Source organism: Budvicia aquatica DSM 5075 = ATCC 35567 (genome assembly GCF_000427805.1).
Lineage (GTDB): Bacteria > Pseudomonadota > Gammaproteobacteria > Enterobacterales > Enterobacteriaceae > Budvicia > Budvicia aquatica.
The window spans coordinates 91417-109173 of the sequence record NZ_ATYS01000011.1; the positions used below are offsets into that span (position 1 = coordinate 91417).

16 protein-coding genes are annotated in these 17757 nt (G+C 45.9%); 9 read left to right on the forward strand and 7 right to left on the reverse strand.

What is annotated here, in order from left to right:
* Window positions 1-309 precede the first annotated feature (309 nt).
* The 7 genes from glpT to YWE_RS0107160 all read left to right on the forward strand — a co-directional run bounded on the left by glpT (window position 310) and on the right by YWE_RS0107160 (window position 9261).
* Window positions 310-1671: a glycerol-3-phosphate transporter gene (gene glpT, locus YWE_RS0107125; protein WP_029093905.1), complete on the forward strand. Its 1362-nt coding sequence runs from the start codon at window positions 310-312 to the stop codon at window positions 1669-1671.
* Window positions 1672-1900: 229 nt separating this feature from the next.
* Window positions 1901-2998, forward strand: coding sequence for a glycerophosphodiester phosphodiesterase (gene glpQ / locus YWE_RS0107130; protein ID WP_029093906.1), 1098 nt, complete (start codon window positions 1901-1903; stop codon window positions 2996-2998).
* 163 nt (window positions 2999-3161) lie between these two features.
* Window positions 3162-4079 (forward strand): hypothetical protein, encoded by a 918-nt coding sequence (locus YWE_RS0107135; protein WP_029093907.1) that lies wholly within the window; start codon window positions 3162-3164, stop codon window positions 4077-4079.
* A 555-nt stretch (window positions 4080-4634) separates the two neighbouring features.
* Window positions 4635-4925 carry a UxaA family hydrolase gene (locus YWE_RS0107145; protein WP_029093908.1) on the forward strand — a complete coding sequence of 97 codons (291 nt, stop codon included), beginning with the start codon at window positions 4635-4637 and terminating at the stop codon, window positions 4923-4925.
* 33 nt (window positions 4926-4958) lie between these two features.
* Window positions 4959-6131: a UxaA family hydrolase gene (locus YWE_RS0107150; RefSeq protein ID WP_099043999.1), complete on the forward strand. Its 1173-nt coding sequence runs from the start codon at window positions 4959-4961 to the stop codon at window positions 6129-6131.
* Window positions 6132-6186: 55 nt separating this feature from the next.
* A complete protein-coding gene (locus tag YWE_RS0107155) occupies window positions 6187-7137 on the forward strand; it encodes a 2-keto-3-deoxygluconate permease (protein WP_029093910.1) in 951 nt (316 codons plus the stop codon).
* 144 nt (window positions 7138-7281) lie between these two features.
* On the forward strand, window positions 7282-9261 hold the full coding sequence (locus YWE_RS0107160; RefSeq protein ID WP_029093911.1) for a sigma 54-interacting transcriptional regulator: 1980 nt from the start codon (window positions 7282-7284) through the stop codon (window positions 9259-9261).
* Window positions 9262-9443: 182 nt separating this feature from the next.
* Here the strand turns inward: YWE_RS0107160 and YWE_RS0107170 are convergent, their stop codons facing one another.
* From YWE_RS0107170 to pldB, 3 genes are all read right to left on the reverse strand, one after another.
* A complete protein-coding gene (locus YWE_RS0107170; RefSeq protein ID WP_029093913.1) occupies window positions 9444-9872 on the reverse strand; it encodes a hypothetical protein in 429 nt (142 codons plus the stop codon).
* 21 nt (window positions 9873-9893) lie between these two features.
* Window positions 9894-10691 (reverse strand): sugar/pyridoxal phosphate phosphatase YigL, encoded by a 798-nt coding sequence (gene yigL, locus YWE_RS0107175; RefSeq protein ID WP_029093914.1) that lies wholly within the window; start codon window positions 10689-10691, stop codon window positions 9894-9896.
* Between the two features lie 61 nt (window positions 10692-10752).
* On the reverse strand, window positions 10753-11754 hold the full coding sequence (gene pldB / locus YWE_RS26855; RefSeq protein ID WP_036015423.1) for a lysophospholipase L2: 1002 nt from the start codon (window positions 11752-11754) through the stop codon (window positions 10753-10755).
* A 301-nt stretch (window positions 11755-12055) separates the two neighbouring features.
* On the opposite strand from pldB, the gene rhtB reads away from it, so the two are divergent.
* The gene (gene rhtB, locus YWE_RS0107185; protein ID WP_029093915.1) at window positions 12056-12682 is read left to right on the forward strand and encodes a homoserine/homoserine lactone efflux protein; all 627 of its coding nucleotides are present in this window, start codon (window positions 12056-12058) and stop codon (window positions 12680-12682) included.
* A gap of 188 nt (window positions 12683-12870) precedes the next feature.
* The gene (gene asd, locus YWE_RS0107190; protein ID WP_029093916.1) at window positions 12871-13980 is read left to right on the forward strand and encodes an aspartate-semialdehyde dehydrogenase; all 1110 of its coding nucleotides are present in this window, start codon (window positions 12871-12873) and stop codon (window positions 13978-13980) included.
* Between the two features lie 74 nt (window positions 13981-14054).
* On the opposite strand, the gene YWE_RS0107195 is transcribed toward asd, so the two are convergent.
* The 4 genes from YWE_RS0107195 to ubiD form a co-directional block, all read right to left on the reverse strand.
* Entirely contained in the window at window positions 14055-14546 is a 492-nt protein-coding gene (locus tag YWE_RS0107195) for a hypothetical protein (RefSeq protein ID WP_029093917.1), read from the reverse strand.
* Window positions 14547-14591: 45 nt separating this feature from the next.
* Window positions 14592-15380 carry a tyrosine-protein phosphatase gene (locus YWE_RS0107200; protein ID WP_029093918.1) on the reverse strand — a complete coding sequence of 263 codons (789 nt, stop codon included), beginning with the start codon at window positions 15378-15380 and terminating at the stop codon, window positions 14592-14594.
* 122 nt (window positions 15381-15502) lie between these two features.
* Window positions 15503-16204, reverse strand: a complete 702-nt coding sequence (fre, locus tag YWE_RS0107205; RefSeq protein ID WP_029093919.1) for an NAD(P)H-flavin reductase — start codon at window positions 16202-16204, stop codon at window positions 15503-15505.
* Window positions 16205-16258: 54 nt separating this feature from the next.
* Window positions 16259-17746 carry a 4-hydroxy-3-polyprenylbenzoate decarboxylase gene (gene ubiD, locus YWE_RS0107210; RefSeq protein WP_029093920.1) on the reverse strand — a complete coding sequence of 496 codons (1488 nt, stop codon included), beginning with the start codon at window positions 17744-17746 and terminating at the stop codon, window positions 16259-16261.
* Between the last annotated feature and the right edge of the window lie 11 nt (window positions 17747-17757).

Here is a 17757-nt window from a genome sequence, read left to right on the forward strand (position 1 = left end):
AGTTGATTTGTTTGATAATGAGCAAGTTCGAGCAAATATAAACATCAAACGCTCACAAAAGAACATTTATGTGATGTTAGTCACACACGTAATGTAAATTAACACCCATTAAAGTTAAAATAATGCTACATTCCGCGCCGTATATAGTATCAGGATCCTATAATCAGCGTCAGGTCACATATCATCCGCACATAATAAGATAATATAGTGAGCGATAAAGAAAATAATATGAGCACCCGCAAGGTAACTCACCCGTAATACTATACTTATACGAAAATTTCGAGATGAATCATAGCCAGTGGAGGCACCATGATAAGTATGTTTAAACCCGCGCCACATACCGCGCGGCTCCCAAAGGATAAGATCGATCCCACCTATCGTAAGCTCAGGTGGCAAATCTTCATGGGTATCTTCTTCGGTTACGCAGCTTATTATTTAGTGCGTAAAAACTTTGCTTTGGCGATGCCATATTTAGTTGAGCAAGGTTTTTCCCGAGGTGACTTAGGCTTTGCGCTATCAGGTATTTCTATCGCCTATGGCTTTTCAAAGTTCATTATGGGTTCGGTCTCTGACCGCTCAAATCCTAGAGTATTCTTGCCTGCCGGCTTGATACTCGCAGCGCTGGTTATGTTATTTATGGGCTTCGTTCCATGGGCAACATCCAGCATCGCAATCATGTTCGTATTGCTGTTCGTTTGTGGTTGGTTCCAAGGTATGGGCTGGCCTCCGTGCGGACGTACTATGGTTCACTGGTGGTCGCAAAAAGAACGTGGCGGTATCGTTTCAATCTGGAACTGTGCTCATAACGTCGGCGGTGGTCTTCCTCCGTTACTGTTCCTGCTGGGTATGGCATGGTTCAACGACTGGAAAGCAGCGTTCTATATGCCAGCACTGGCAGCGATCGTCATCGCCCTTATCGCTTTTGCTCTGATGCGCGATACACCACAATCATGTGGTCTACCGTCTATCGAAGAGTATAAAGATGACTATCCACCGGATTACACCGAAGAAGCTGAAGAAGAACTGACTGCAAAACAAATCTTTATGCAGTACGTTTTACCTAACAAATTACTTTGGTACATCGCCATTGCTAACGTATTCGTATATTTACTGCGTTACGGCATTCTGGACTGGTCACCGACTTACCTGAAAGAAGTCAAACACTTCTCTTTGGATAAATCGTCTTACGCTTACTTCCTGTATGAATATGCGGGTATCCCGGGTACCTTACTTTGCGGCTGGATGTCCGATAAAGTATTTAAAGGCAACCGTGGTGCAACCGGCGTGTTCTTCATGGTACTGGTTACTATCGCAACCGTTGTTTACTGGCTGAACCCGGTTGGCAACCCTGGCATCGATATGGCTTGTATGATCATTATCGGCTTCCTGATCTATGGTCCGGTTATGCTGATTGGTCTACACGCACTGGAACTGGCTCCTAAGAAAGCAGCAGGTACAGCCGCAGGCTTTACCGGTCTGTTCGGTTACTTAGGTGGCTCCGTTGCGGCGAGTGCTATCGTAGGTTATACCGTTGACTATTTCGGTTGGGACGGTGGCTTTATGGTAATGATCGGCGGTAGCTGCTTAGCCGTAGTTCTGCTTATTCTGACCATGCTTAGCGAAAACAAACATAAAGCTGAACTCCTTGCAGCTCAGAATAAAAGCCTTTAATAGCACCCTAGCTAATAAAGACTAAGAAGAAGTCGTTCGAAAAAATACTCATGGAAGTCACAGAAATGTCATCTTCCATGAGTATTATCACCAGCAGTTATTCAACTGATACTAATAAAAAAATCATATAAAAAATTCTCAAACCTTGCACGTATAGCAGAGTCACTGAGAGTACATACCATCGTAAATAGACACTTACCTACATAACAATATATGGAGAATGAAGCTTATGAGAATAGGCCTTAAGACCTTACTAACAGGAATCGTCCTGAGTATGTCAATCGTTTCAGCTGCTGAAGCAAATGCTAAAACCGATAAGACGGACAAAATTGTTATTGCCCATCGTGGTGCCAGCGGCTATCTACCGGAACATACCTTACCTTCCAAAGCGATGGCCTATCAGCAAGGCGCTGACTATCTTGAGCAAGATTTGGTTATGACCAAAGACGATAAGATCATCGTGCTACATGACCACTATTTGGATCGAATTACCGACGTTGCAGAGCGCTTCCCGGACCGTGCCCGCAAAGACGGCCGTTATTACGCTATTGATTTCACCCTACCTGAAATCAAGTCCTTACAGTTTACCGAAGGCTTTGATATTAAAGATGGCAAGAAGGTTCAGTCCTATCCTGGCCGGTTCCCGATGGGGAAATCTGATTTCCGTATCCATACTTTTGAAGAAGAGATCGAGTTCGTTCAGGGTCTGAACCACTCTACCGGTAAAAATATCGGTATCTATCCTGAAATTAAAGCGCCATGGTTCCATCGCAGTGAAGGTAAAGATATTTCCGTTAAGGTTATTGATATCCTTAAGCAATACGGTTACACCAAGAAAGACGACAACGTCTATCTGCAATGTTTTGATTTCAATGAACTAAAACGTATTAAAACAGAACTGATGCCTAAAGCAGGCGTCGATCTGAAGTTAGTACAGTTAATTGCCCGCACCGACTGGGAAGAGACCTTTGAACCCAATGCCGAAGGCAAACTGGTTAACTACAGCTACGATTGGATGTTCGAACCCGGAGCTATGGTTGAAATTGCTAAGTATGCCGACGGTATTGGCCCTCAGTACCCGATGTTGATTGATGTAAATGCCTCTAAGCCGGGCAGCGTTAAACTGACATCAATGACTAAGGATGCTCATGACAACGGTATGGTTGTCCATCCTTATACCTTACGGGCTGACTTATTGCCTAAATATGCGACCAGCATGGACCAACTGCATGAAATTATGTTCAAGCAGGCAAAGGTTGATGGCATTTTCACTGACTTCCCGGATTTAACCGTGACGTTTTTAGAAAAGCAGGGTATGCATAAATAATAATAATTTCTGATATACAGAAATAACGGAGCGTAACGACGACGGTTGTTATGCTCCGGATAATCATCAAGCTATCTTATTTAAACCATTATATTTAAAGGCAATATCTATTGTTGTATCAGGCAGTATTTGTTGCTGTATAGATAAGGACGGAAACCAGTATATGAAAACTAAACCACTCAGCCTTATTATTGCGCTCGCTTTCTGTTCGTTCTCTGCTGTTGCTTCGGCTAATCAATGTGACTCTCCTTATAACCAGACTGCCCCTAAATATAGCTACCAGCTCAAGAAGACATTTGAAGTCGACGGGCGCCAAGGGATTACCACTGACGGCAATTTTTATTATGTCTCCGGCAGTGCAACACTTTCAAAATATGATCTACAGGGTAATTTGCTGGTGAGCAATAAAACCCCGTTTGAAGGCTATAAGATTCCGGCCAATCACATCGGTGATATCGACGTTTATAACAATGAAATTTACGTTTCTTCTGAATGGTTTATGGACGGCGTAGGTAAAGATATTCAAATTGCCGTACATGATGCAGAGACTTTAAAGCTTAAGCGTACCTTCCCATTTAATCCAGACTCTGGTCAGCAAGAAGTCTCTGCGATTACCGTCGATAAAGTCAATAACAGTATCTGGATGGCATCATGGGTCGGGGAAGAAAGCGGCCGTTATCTGTATGAGTACGACTTAGAGACCGGTAAATATAAGAGAAAGGTTCACCTGCAGCCCGTGCCACAATGGATTCAGGGAATCGTCGCCTATCAGGGTGATATTTATCTCACTGCCGATGATGGTACGGCGGATGATAAAGAAGCCGATAATCTTTATCGGGTAAAAATTGATAACAACAAAACGAATGCTCCGGTAGTACTGGAAAGATCCTTTGATGACTTTAAAGACTACGGTGAAATTGAAGGCGTAGCCGTTAATCCAAAAACTCATGAGCTGTTGGTTCATTCTAACCGTGGTAAACAAATCGTCTTAGGCATGCCTAAGGGCTTCTACCCGGGCTATGACCGTGAAATCAGTGAAGTCTATGTTTACGGCATGGAACCGGTGTGTAAAAAGAAATAAATAGTAATATTTAAGCACTTTGACTCATAAAGTATCGTTTAAAATTTTTTAGTAAGTTTAAAGTAGCGCTTCTTCGGTATTTCACCATTGTGAGCGCTATGAATACGTTGCCAGTTATAACCGTATTACCATTCCCCAGTAACTCCTTCAAGTCGTTGCCTGAGAGATAACCCCAGCTTTATCTGTCTTAATAATGCGGATAAAATTTATATCAATCTGATATTAAAACATTTTATCGACATTCCCACCTCCTACTTCAGCCTTTTTGAATAAGATTAAAAAGTAGCTCTAAGCTTATTCACAAAAATGACGTTAAAAAAACCGCATTTTTCGATCGTTTTATCCTGTTTTTGTATTTTTAACCAACACATTAGCAACCATTCAACAGAGCAGGGTGATGAAAATTACCTCACTCACTGCGGTATATTCCCTCAATAGCACTCTATATTTAGCAAAGAAAGTATTAAAAACGATAATAATCAATCAATTAAAAGATGGCATGGTTATTGATAGAACCAAAGAGAACGATTAATAAAATTAAGGGTGAATCAATCCATGAAGAAAAACGCTGTTGTAATCAATCCTAAAGACTGTGTAGCTACAGCCATTCTGCCGCTTGCCGCCGGAGAAAAGGCCATGATGTTCATTAACAACGAGGCTAAAGAAGTCACGTTACTTAACTCAATTCCCGCTGGGCATAAGTTTGCCATCCGCGCTATGGCGCTACGCGACGAGGTATACAAGTACGGCGAATCTATCGGTAGGGCAACGCAAGCTATCGAACCGGGTGAGCATGTTCATGTTCATAACGTTGAGAGCGAGCGTGGGCGCGGCGATCGAAATTAATCACTGTCAATAACAATAAAAAATCACTAAGGAATATTTATGAGCAACGATACTTTTCCCGGTTACCGCCGACCAGACGGCAGCGTAGGCATTCGCAACTATGTTCTGATTCTCCCCACCAGCGTCTGCTCTAACAAAGTGGCACAGGACATTTCTCGCCAGGTAAAAGGCTCCACCTGGGTCAACAATACTTTCGGCTGTTGTCAGGTCGCCAGTGACGCCCGTCTAACGGAAAAAACGCTAATTAATGTAGCCAAGAACCCTAATGTCGGCGCCATCGTGATCGTCGGCCTAGGCTGTGAAGGCGCAGAGCCTACCCGTATTGCAGACGAAATTAAGAAGATTGGTAAACCCTCTTGTTGTATCACTATTCAACAAGAGGGCGGCACGCTACAGTGCCAAGCCAAAGGTACCTCACTGGCGCGTGAATATGCCCAGCAACTTTCGCAGCAAAAAACAGAAGTGACGCCTATCAGCGAGCTGATTTTAGCAATGGAATGTGGCGGTTCTGATACGACTTCTGGCTTGGCTTCTAACCCGGCCTGCGGCGTGGCCTCCGATACGTTAATTGCCAACGGCGGCAGTTCTATTTTATCCGAAACCACCGAGTTTATCGGGGCCGAACACATAATGGCTAAGCGCGCCATTACACCGGAAGTCGGTCAGCAACTTATCGACCTCGTGGTTTCCTGCGAGGCCAGAGCCAAAGCGCTAGGAGAAGATATTCGCGGCGGTCAGCCGACGCCTGGCAACATTCAAGGCGGCCTGACGACGATTGAAGAGAAGTCTCTAGGTTGCATTCACAAAGCTGGTCATGCACCACTGCAAGGTGTTCTGCAATATGCAGATGCGCCAACCGGCCCCGGATTGTGGATTATGGACACCCCAGGACAGGACATTGAATCAATGTCTGGCATGGTTGCCGGCGGCGCACAGGTAGTTATCTTTACTACCGGGCGCGGTACGCCAAGTGGAAACCCGATAGCACCGGTCATCAAAATCACCGGTAATAAAGCAACGTTTGATAAGATGAAGGACAATATCGACATCGACGCGTCGGCCATCATGACCGGCGAGGCCTCTATTTCTCAAGTAGGTGAAGAAATATATCGAGAAATTGTGCGCGTCGCTAATGGAAAAACTACCAAGTCAGAAGATCTGGGGCACGTCGAATTCTCTATTTATAAAATCGCCCCGACTTTCTAATCCCTATCTTTTCGGATGGCGTCCTTTCGCCATCCGCTTTTTCTGGAAGCTAACAATGAAAATTAAACAAGCTTTAGAACGATTTCCCGGCGGGATGATGGTGATACCCCTCATTATTGGTGCTCTATTTAAAACTTTCGCTCCCGGCGCGCTGGAAATCGGCGGATTTGTGACGTCGATATCTCACGGCGCCATGGCTATACTCGGCGTATTTCTGGTTTGTATGGGGGCAGACGTCCAGTTCAAAGCTGCTCCAAGAGCCTTAAAAAAGGGCGTGGCAATCACCACGGCTAAATTCGCTGGAGGCGTCCTCGTGGGGTTGCTAGTCGGTAAGTTCTGTGGCGTTGACGGGCTGTTCGGCTTATCCGCTCTAGCGATTATTGCCGGTATGACCAACTCTAATAGCGGCCTATACGCCGCTCTGGTCGGCGAATACGGTGATGAAACTGACGGCGGAGCCATCGCAGTCATATCCATTAACGATGGACCGTTTTTAACCATGTTAGCGCTGGGCAGTGCTGGTTTGGTAACCATTCCCTTTATGGACCTATTAGCAGTCATCATTCCTGTTTTCATTGGCATGATACTGGGTAATCTGGATGAAGAATTGCGCTCATTTCTGAAAACGGGCGGCGCAATGCTTATCCCTTTCTTCGCTTTTGGGTTGGGTTACGGCATCGACTTCGCCCGCCTGTTAACGGCGGGTTTTTCCGGCATCTTACTAGGACTGATAACTGTTTTTATCGGCGGTTCACTCAACATAATGGCGGATAAAATGTCGGGAGGTTCTGGTGTAGCAGGTGCTGCTGTCTCTTCAACGGCGGGCAATGCGGTCGCTACACCGGCAGCTATCGCGCTTATAGATCCAAACCTAACGGACGTCGCCGCCAGTGCAGCGGCACAGGTTGCAGCTTCAACAATTATCACTGCGTTGCTTGTACCTTTCCTAACAGTATGGATAGCCAAACGTAACGACCATCGATCGAAGGCCCCTGCTACCGGTTGATTGGTATTTTCGGCGCTCTAACTCAACCAGAGCGCCGAATTGATCCATCCAACTTCACGATTACTCATTAATGACCAACTTTTCCTTTACGCCAAGGGTAAGATATCGCATAACGACTCTTCTGAATTTGTAGGTCTACTGGTTATGAACACAATTACGCCCGAGACTACGTTAACTCCCCTATGCCTCGTTGCCCCCTACCCAGCGTTGATAGAAGAGACTAAAAGTCTTCTGCATCAGTTCACCACACCGTTAACGTTGCACTTAACTGACTTAAACCGCGTTATAGAAGAGCTACCGACACTTGAGACCCGTGGCTATCGCGTTCTCATCAGTCGGGGCGGCTGCGCTGACCTTTTACGCCAACACAGTAGCCTACCCGTCGTAGAGATCAAAACATCGGGCTACGATGTTCTCAATGCACTGGCTCCGTTTATCGGACAGAGTGTCCACATCGGCATCGTCGGCTTTCGCAGCGTGGTAGATGGTTGCTGTCGTGCGGCAAAACAGTTGGGCATCGAACACCAATCTTTTTTATTGACGAGTAACGATGCAAAAGAGATCGCAACCATGCAACAAAAGCTCGCGGCCCAGAAGCTAGATTGGATCATCGGGGATACCGTGTTTCAGGACTACTTCGCCCCGCTAGCTACCCAGTTTCGACTTCTGAACTCCGGCATTGACTCCGTGAGACAGGCTCTGGAAGAGGCACAAACGCTCTATCAAGCCCTCAGCCGTCAGGCACTGGAGCGCGACCACCTGCAACTGATTTTGGACAAATTCGACAAAGGCGTCATCTCCGTCGATGAGCGAGGCAAAGTGCTGCACGTTAATCACTGTGCCCACACATTGTTCAGTTTAAAAACAGCGGAAGAAGGCGATATAAGGTCATTCACTCCGCTCATGCTGTCTCAATTAAGTCCAGATATACAACCTGATTGGGATACGTTACGGCAGGGTAAATCGGTGTTGGCACAAATTATAGACAGTGCGCAGGGGGTATTAGTATTAAATCAGTACCCGGTGATCGCCGATGGCAGACTTATTCGCGCCGTTCTAACAGTACAAACCGTCTCTAGCCTGCGGGACACAGAGTATCAGGTTCGACGCCAAGAGCTGGCACAACGCGGCTTAAACGCTCGCTATTGCTTTAATGACATTATCACCGAAAACGCCGAAATGAAGCGACGATTGGACATCATGCGTACCTACGCGCTGACTGATGCCACGATCCTTATAGGCGGAGAAAGCGGCACCGGTAAAGAACTGCTGGCACAAAGCCTACACAACGCCAGCCGTCGGGCAAACGGCCCCTTCGTTGCCATCAACTGCGGTGCCGTTGCGCCACAAATTTTGGAAAGCGAACTGTTTGGCTATGTGGCGGGTGCGTTTACTGGCGCGTCGCCAAAGGGAAAATCCGGGCTATTCGAACTGGCTCATCAGGGAACGCTGTTTCTTGACGAAATCGGTGAACTGGACAAGCCTCTGCAGTCGCGTTTGCTTAGAGTTTTGCAGGAACGGCAGATTATGCGACTGGGTTCCGATAGAGTTATCCCGATCGATATTCGCATTATCGCAGCCACCAACAAAAAATTACCGCAATTGATAGAACAGGGCACGTTCAGAGAGGATCTATACTATCGGCTCAACGTGCTTAAAGCGACAACGCTGCCTTTGCGTGAGCGACCCGAAGACGTCCGAGTTATCGGTACCTATCTGCTAAATGAATACTGCCAGCGCTATCAGTTACCCGAAATGACACTAACTCCGGAACTATGGAAACGGTTACAAAACTACTCATGGCCGGGCAACGTACGTCAGTTGAGCAATATTATCGAACGACTGGTGCTATCCATCCATTCCCGCCCGGCAACGCTGGCAGAGGCCCAACTACTGATGGACGATTTAGAACCCACCGCCACATCAATATCATCGTCCTCCTGTTCGCGCTGTCGAATGCTGAAAGGCGATTTTAAAACCATCCGGCTGAGAATGCTGCACCAGTTGCTTCTCACCGAGCGAAATAATAAAAGTCAGTTAGCTAAGCGGCTTAACGTAGACAGAACGTCACTAAACCGGTGGCTGAAGGAGGATGTAAGCGAAGATTCGTCAACCTATGAGTAGAGACGTTTTTATTCAATGGACGATATCATTGAGAATCTATAGGGAGCGCGGACTGAAATATTTCAAACAAAAAATCAGGAAAAGATCCCGTTTACGTGCAGCAAGTAGCCTGACAAATATCTATAAAACCGGTAGTAACCAGTTCGGAGCTAAGCCAGTAAAATTAATTTAGTTAAGACAGTTCAACTCTCATCGTCTACATCAAAATAGACTCTGGCCATCAAAGCGCCCTGAGAACCAAACTCTTCAAGCACGCCCCCTAAATCAACCCAGAGTCTCTGAGACCTTAACCGATCGTTATTCAGGTTAACGCCGGCTAAAGTAAATACTCCCTGTAACTCATGGAGCTGACCATCAGGCGAACCAATCTTTATGGCGCACTCAAAAGCTACCGCAGCCCGAACTAACACCATTTTATCTGGGTTATCAGCCTCAGGCAGGCCGCCGGTCAGCCAATCCGGCTCAGAAGTCACCACAAACTCAACAATCTTAGAACCGCTAACCTGCTGGCTAAAAACATTCTCGGCCATAGTTACAATCGTGGAATAAGGATCGTCATTCAGCCATTCAAGCATATGTTTTGTTTGTTCAAGCCGGCTAAAATTATGCATATCATCAATACTCGCCGTGAGTTAAAGGTACATCTTACGTAAATAGTGCATTACCGCATCATCAACATTGGTACCAATCACTTCCAGGTTAGGCAGTCGATCTTTAAGGCGCTGATGGGCATTTTGCATAATGCAACCCTTGCCAGACATCTCCAGCATTTCAACGTCGTTCATGCCGTCGCCAAAGGTAATGCAGTCTTTCAATCCGTAGCCCAAGATACCGGCAACGTCTTCTAATGCATGTCCTTTAGATACTCCGCCGCCCATCACTTCAAGACAGTAAGAGAGTGAGAAACTCACATTGACCCTATCGCCCCAACGGGCATTAATCACTTCTTCGAGCGCGACTAATTCGTCGTGGTCGCGACAGGTAAAGAAGACTTTGCAAATTCCATCGGTCGCCAGCGTATCCGGATTAAAGACCTGATAGCTAAAGTCAGACTCTTGATGGAAATTCTTTAAATCTTCACTTTCGCGATTAGTGAACCACTCATCATTACGATAAACATGGGTTTCAATTTTCGGATTTTTATCCACAATATGATAAAGATCATAAGCAATATCCGGGGCCAGATTATGGCTAAATATCAGCTCGCCCTTGGCATTGTGTACTCGAGCACCATTCGAAGTAATCATAAAGGTGTCAATGCCCAGACCATCACGGATCTGTCCAACATCAACATGATGACGGCCAGTAGCAAAAATAAAGTTAACGCCACTTTTAGATATCAGCTTTAACGTGTCTTTAGCAAACGGGGAAAGGGTATGATCTGCCTGCAACAGAGTGCCATCCAAATCGGATGCAACGATATGATACATATAAAAATTACCAACCTTTATTTAAACGTAAACAAAAAATACTAACGCACTGAAATAGTGATTAATAGCGGGCAAAAAAACCTAATATCTCTATCAGTGCTTCAGTGCGCATTTCATCTTTTTCAAACAGAATTTCATGACGGGCACCGTTAATCACCTTCGGCCCACCGCCCTCACAGGGATGACCCGCATCAGCCAAAGCCTGACAAAATGCCAGATGAGAATTATTATCTACTAAACGCTCCTGGCTTGCCTGCAATAAAAGCAATGGAGTGGTAATCTGAGGCGCGAGTGCTATTGCCTTTTCACCGGCCATCATCGATTCTCTTACCCAATGGTAAGTCGGGCCACCGAGCCTGAGTTCGGGGCGGTCGGCATAATGTCGTGAAAATAAGCGGTAGCGAGCTTTACTGTGAGTCAGAACATTAACGGCATAAGGTAAGGGAATCCAGCGCCCAGTGCCTACAGCATAATACTCACGCACCCCCTGCCATTTTTCCGTAATATCAGTAATTCTTTTAGCTAACCAAACGGGCATAGGTAAAGCAATACCCAGCATTGGTGAGCAGAGCACCGCAGCTCGCACGGCATTCGGGTGTCTGGCTAAAAATAGTGTCGCAATCGCACCGCCCATAGAGTGGGCCAGCATAAAGGATTGCTGATACTCTTCAGCCATAAAAATATTGAGCCAAAAGATTTCAAAATCATCAACGTAGTCGTCAAAATTCTCAACGTGCCCGCGATGACTGTCCTCCAGTAAACGACCAGAAAATCCCTGACCACGATGGTCAAGGATCCAGACATCATAGCCACAGCGAAAAAGATCGTAGGCCAACTCCTGATACTTTAGGTAGCCTTCCGTTCTCCCGGTTACAACAACAATCGCCCGATGATGATCGTCTGAAGTGAAACGCACATATTCAATAGGCACACCGTCGACGCCTTCAAAACTTAATTCCTGACGCTGTTGCCAGAAGTCCAATAAAGGCCCAGACGTGAACGCCGCGAAGTGTTTTTCACGGTTTAACCAGTCTTTTTTAAACGATAAAAAGTCTACTGTCATGGTTTCACATATCTTAAATTGATAAATGTTTATGACCTATACTGCCAAATTTATCAATAGTATATTGTGCCATATATTGTTGGTTAGCTGCGGGTTTGGCTAAATTATAGCTGCACATAAATCTATTTGAACCAATGATTACAGACTTTTTTGTATGCGATTAATCCAATATAAAAAGCATACGCAGAGTAAAGATAGGCTACGCATCAAATTCGGTGTACATTTTATTGTAACGATGACGGTGCCTGAATAGGTGCCCCGTCGCTTTTATTTTGAGACCGAATCAATAGAAGGAACCACCGTGACGCTTGAATGGTGGCTGACCTACTTAGTTACAACAATTATCCTTAGCCTTTCTCCCGGCTCCGGCGCAATAAATACCATGAGTACCGGTATTAGCTATGGTTTTCGAGGAGCACTGCCTTCTATTGCTGGCCTGCAGGTCGGACTATCAGTACATATCGTTTTAGTCGGTATCGGATTGGGAACGTTATTAACGCAATCTGTCATAGCCTTTGATATTTTAAAATGGCTGGGTGCGGCCTATTTAATCTGGTTGGGCATTCAGCAATGGCGTACCGCTGGTGCCTTAGATCTGAATGCGGTATCAAAAGCGTTACCTGGCAGCGGGTTGTTTAAACGTGCAATATTAGTCAATCTGACTAACCCTAAAAGCATCGTTTTTTTAGCTGCTCTGTTTCCTCAGTTTATTATTCCGAATCAACCTCAGGGAGCCCAGTACCTGATTCTGGGCATGACCAGCGTAGTCGTTGATATTATTGTTATGATTGGCTACGCAACTCTGGCAACCCACGTTGCCAAATGGATCAAAGAACCCCATCAAATGCGACTGCTTAACCGCATCTTCGGTTCATTATTTATTATGGTGGGTACGTTGCTGTTTTTTGCCCGTAAAACCAATGGGTAAGATGGACGGATATTGGGCGATTATAAGTTTTACTGCTTAATATTTTTTGTATATCGAATAAATTCACTTGCACCCTTTTCCACATTTTGTAATGTGGAGGGAGTCGAGCTCATAATTAGCTACGTTCAGCAAAAGCAAGACAGCGAATACACTCACATTTATTACCTCCAAGGTTAGGATTGTTGAATATGAAAAACGTCGGTTTTATTGGCTGGCGCGGTATGGTCGGTTCCGTTCTGATGCAACGAATGATCGAAGAACGCGATTTTGACGCCATACGCCCGGTTTTCTTCTCTACCTCACAGACAGGTCAAGCAGCCCCTTCATTTGCAGGCCAAAGCGGCACGCTACAAGATGCCAATGATATCGAAGCCCTACGCGCGCTGGATATCATCATTACCTGCCAGGGTGGCGACTACACCAGCGAAGTGTATCCAAAGCTACGCGCTAGCGGATGGAACGGCTACTGGATTGATGCAGCTTCAACCCTGCGCATGAAAGACGATGCCATTATCATTCTTGATCCGGTTAACCATGATGTTATCCATCAGGGCCTGAATCAGGGCATTAAAACCTTTGTTGGCGGCAACTGTACCGTTAGCTTAATGCTGATGTCCCTTGGCGGCCTGTTTGCGAATAATCTGATTGAATGGGCTTCGGTTGCCACTTACCAGGCCGCTTCCGGTGGCGGGGCCCGTCATATGCGTGAACTCCTGACCCAAATGGGCATGTTGCACGCTAACGTAGCTAAAGAGCTTCAGGACCCGGCATCAGCCATTCTGGATATCGAACGCAAAGTTACAGAACAGATGCGTAGCGGAACCTTACCCGTTGATAATTTTGGTGTGCCATTAGCCGGTAGCCTGATCCCATGGATCGATAAACAACTGGAAAATGGCCAAAGCCGCGAAGAGTGGAAAGGTCAGGCAGAGACCAATAAAATACTTAACACCGCCAGCCCAATTCCGGTCGATGGTCTCTGTGTCCGTATTGGTGCACTTCGCTGCCACAGTCAGGCATTCACACTGAAACTCAAAAAAGATATCCCGCTGGCTGACATTCACAGCATGCTGGCTGAAAATAATGAGTGGGTAAAAGTCGTACCGAACGATCGTGAAATTTCAATGCGTGAGTTAACACCTGCAGCGGTTACCGGTACCTTATCGACGCCGGTCGGTCGCTTACGTAAGCTCAATATGGGACCAGAATACCTATCAGCATTCACCGTAGGTGACCAGCTACTCTGGGGAGCAGCAGAACCACTGCGCCGTATGCTGCGGATTCTACTACAAGCTTAATCTTTAGATGATTGTGTAGTTACAAAAATGGCCCCGTTCGGGCCATTTTTAATGGTTAAAATAAACAATCAGCGCTACTTCGCCATCATCTCTTCTTTGGTGCTCTTGAGGAATTTATATTCCTTGCCGTCATACACCCACTTAGCCGTAGATGATTCAGCCGCAGTAGCATTGGTGGTATCAAGGTCGGATAATCCGTTATGCTTCTCAGCCAAAACATTAATCAAATAACCAGAATCAAATAATACCGTACTGGCAGTTTCGCCCTTTTGCACCACAACCCAGAACGGCCCCTGAGATGCTCCCCATCCGCAGGCACTCTTGGTGGTTACAAAGTAGCCTTGTACATCCGCGCCGAGGTCGATAGATTTACTTTGAAGCCCACATTCTGAGTAATCATTCCTGTAGGTTTTGCTATTTTTTACAGCACCATCAATTAGTGCAGGAAGCTCAACAAAGCCTTCATCTTCAATAGTGACTGCTGCTGTTTCTTGGGCAAACGCCGTTGAACACAATAGCGGAGCGGCTAACACCAAAAACGCTAATCCTTTAACGACCTTATTCATCAATAATCCTTATCATTGTTTAATGTGTTGTATCTGATTAATTCATCAGGATTCTAAATACTTATTCTGAATCTGAGTACGTTTTTCTGCCGTTAACCCAAACTCCTGCTCAAGCCAATTATTGGTGTTACCATAGCGTTTATCAATGGCTTTCAATGCAGTACCGATAAACACTTCCTTCGCTGACATAACATAATTCAAACTATCAATGCCATGCTGCTCATTTAACTGCCTAGCCAAATGGGACATCATTTCGTTGCGAAAAGGCGCTAACGTCGTTTCCGTCAGCATATAGTCTTCAATAACGGTATCGCGATTGGCTCCCAGCGTTAACAATACAATTGCAGAACCAATTCCTGTTCTGTCTTTACCTACCGCACAGTGTTGAACCAGCGCACCGGATTCCGGCTGCATCATAACCGTTGTCAGATGGCGATATGCTCGATTATCAAAGGGAAGCTTATGGTATAAGCGAGACATAAAGTCAACCGCATCAAACTTTGCTAGCATTTCATCGTTTAACTTAGCAAAGTTAGCATTAACATCGTCAGTTAACGGATTGGCGGGTACGTTATCGTACTGAACGCCCTGCCAGATAACATCCGGTTTCAGCTTTACCTCATCAATATCACGATAATCAATAATATGGGTTAACGGCATTTGGCTCAAATATTGGCAATCATCCGCAGTCAGGCGGTCGAGAGAACCCGCTCTTAGCAATAAGCCGGATTTAACTTTACGCCCGTCAGCCCCGGAGTGCCCCCCCTGATCGCGGAAGTTAATTCCCCCTTGAAGGGGTAACAGAGAAGAGTGTAATAAGTGATTAGTAGCCATAAGTCCCTCTTATATTTAGCTATTATAAAATGGTATTTGCCTATAGGCGCTAAGCAGTAGCAAATGGATAGTATCGGATATGATAAACGGCAACAGTTTTCTGTTGCCGTAAAAGCGGAGGATCAGATAAACGAAAATGCATCGCCAAACATTCTGGATTCATCGGCATTACGCTCACCGCAGAATCGCTCTCTGGCAATTTTGACCATTTCAAAACGCCCGGCAATATAGATATCGTATTCAGCCAATGAACCGAAATCAGACAGAACCGCTGTCAGAACGGTACCCGTTCTTCCACGCCATTCACTTTCTGGCTGCTCAACCACCGAGACTACATTCAGGTTCGGATACTGTACGGATAACGACTCCAGACGCGTTAAATCATAAAGATGATTCTCTTCACGTCCTCCCCAGTATAAGAAAATCGGCCGGTTAGGTTGCTTATCCAATACGGTCATCAGAATAGAATTGACATAAGAGAAGCCGGTACCGCCTGCAATTAACAGAATCGGCCGCTCAGAGTCCTGCCGTAACCATGCATCCCCATGAGGAATATCAATGGCAATAGACTCTTCTTTTAACAGGCGATCCATTACCGCCATAGCGTACAAGTTAAGCTCAGAAGCACCGATATGTAATTCGATAGAACCGGTGTCCTCTGGCGTGGAAGCCATTGAAAATGGACGCTTATCACGCTCATCCATAACAACCATCAGATACTGACCGGCCTGAAACGAGAATGGCATGTCCGGCGTTAAACGCACACGGAATACCGTATCAGTGATCGACTCCACTGACGTTACCTTACAATTCAATATTGCCATGTACTCCCTCTGCCGGGTCATCAAATAAAAAACAAGAACACATTAATGTAACCATTAGCGCGGTTTTTCTCCATGGCTAAAAATTGCCAATTCGTCCCAAATAGCATCAATACGTGAACTAACCTGCGGGTCCATCTTTATCGGACGCCCCCACTCACGCTGGGTTTCTCCCGGCCATTTATTCGTCGCATCCATACCCATTTTTGATCCCAGTCCTGAAACCGGCGATGCAAAATCCAAATAATCAATCGGGGTATTTTCCATCAGAATAGTGTCTCTCGCAGGATCCATTCTGGTCGTAATTGCCCATATCACATCATTCCAATCACGGGCGTTAATGTCATCATCACAGACGATAACAAACTTTGTATACATAAACTGCCGCAGGAAAGACCAAACCCCCATCATGACGCGTTTAGCATGACCCGCATATTGTTTTTTCATCGTCACAACGGCCATCCGATAAGAACATCCTTCGGGTGGCAAATAGAAATCGACAATCTCAGGGAACTGCTTTTGCAAAATAGGGACAAACACCTCATTTAGCGCAACACCCATCACCGCGGGCTCATCAGGCGGACGCCCCGTATAAGTGGAATGATAAATTGCATCAGACCTGCGGGTAATGTGCGTTACGGTAAACACCGGGAAATTGTCTATTTCGTTATAGTAACCGGTATGATCGCCATAAGGTCCTTCCGGCGCCATTTCACCCTGTTCAATATAACCCTCAAGCACAATCTCAGCGCTGGCCGGCACCTCTAAGTCATTAGAGATACACTTAACCACTTCGGTTTTATGACCGCGTAGCAATCCGGCAAAAGCGTATTCAGATAGCGTATCCGGCACCGGAGTAACCGCAGCCAGTATCATCGCCGGATCGGCTCCCAAAGCTACTGCGACGGGAAAACGTTGCCCGGGATGTTCCTGACACCACTCCTGAAAATCTAACGCCCCGCCCCGGTGGGACAACCAGCGCATAATAACTTTATTCTTACCTAATACCTGTTGGCGATAAATCCCCAAATTTTGACGTTCTTTATGAGGGCCTTTGGTGATCGTCAGCCCCCATGATATCAACGGAGCCGCATCTTCCGGCCAACAGTGCATGATAGGAAGTTTACCGAGGTCAACGTCGTCACCCTGCCAAATTTGCTCCTGACAAGGTGCTGAAGATAAGCGTTTAGTCGGCATATTCAGTACCTGCTTAAACTGCGGTAGCTTGTCGACTAAATCACGGAATCCTTTCGGTGGATCGGGCTCTTTTAAGAAGGCAAGTAACTTACCTACATCCCGTAACGCACTAACATCTTCTTGACCCATTCCTAAAGCAACCCGTTTCGGTGTACCAAATAAGTTACATAACACCGGCATTTGGTAGCCTTTAGGGTTTTCGAATAACAATGCCGGACCACCTGCCCGCAGCGTGCGGTCAGAGATCTCCGTCATCTCTAGATAAGGATCAATCGGTTGGCTAATGCGCTTTAATTCACCCTGTTCTTCAAGCAGGGTGAGGAAGTCACGCAGATCTCGGTATTTCATAGCGTCTGTTT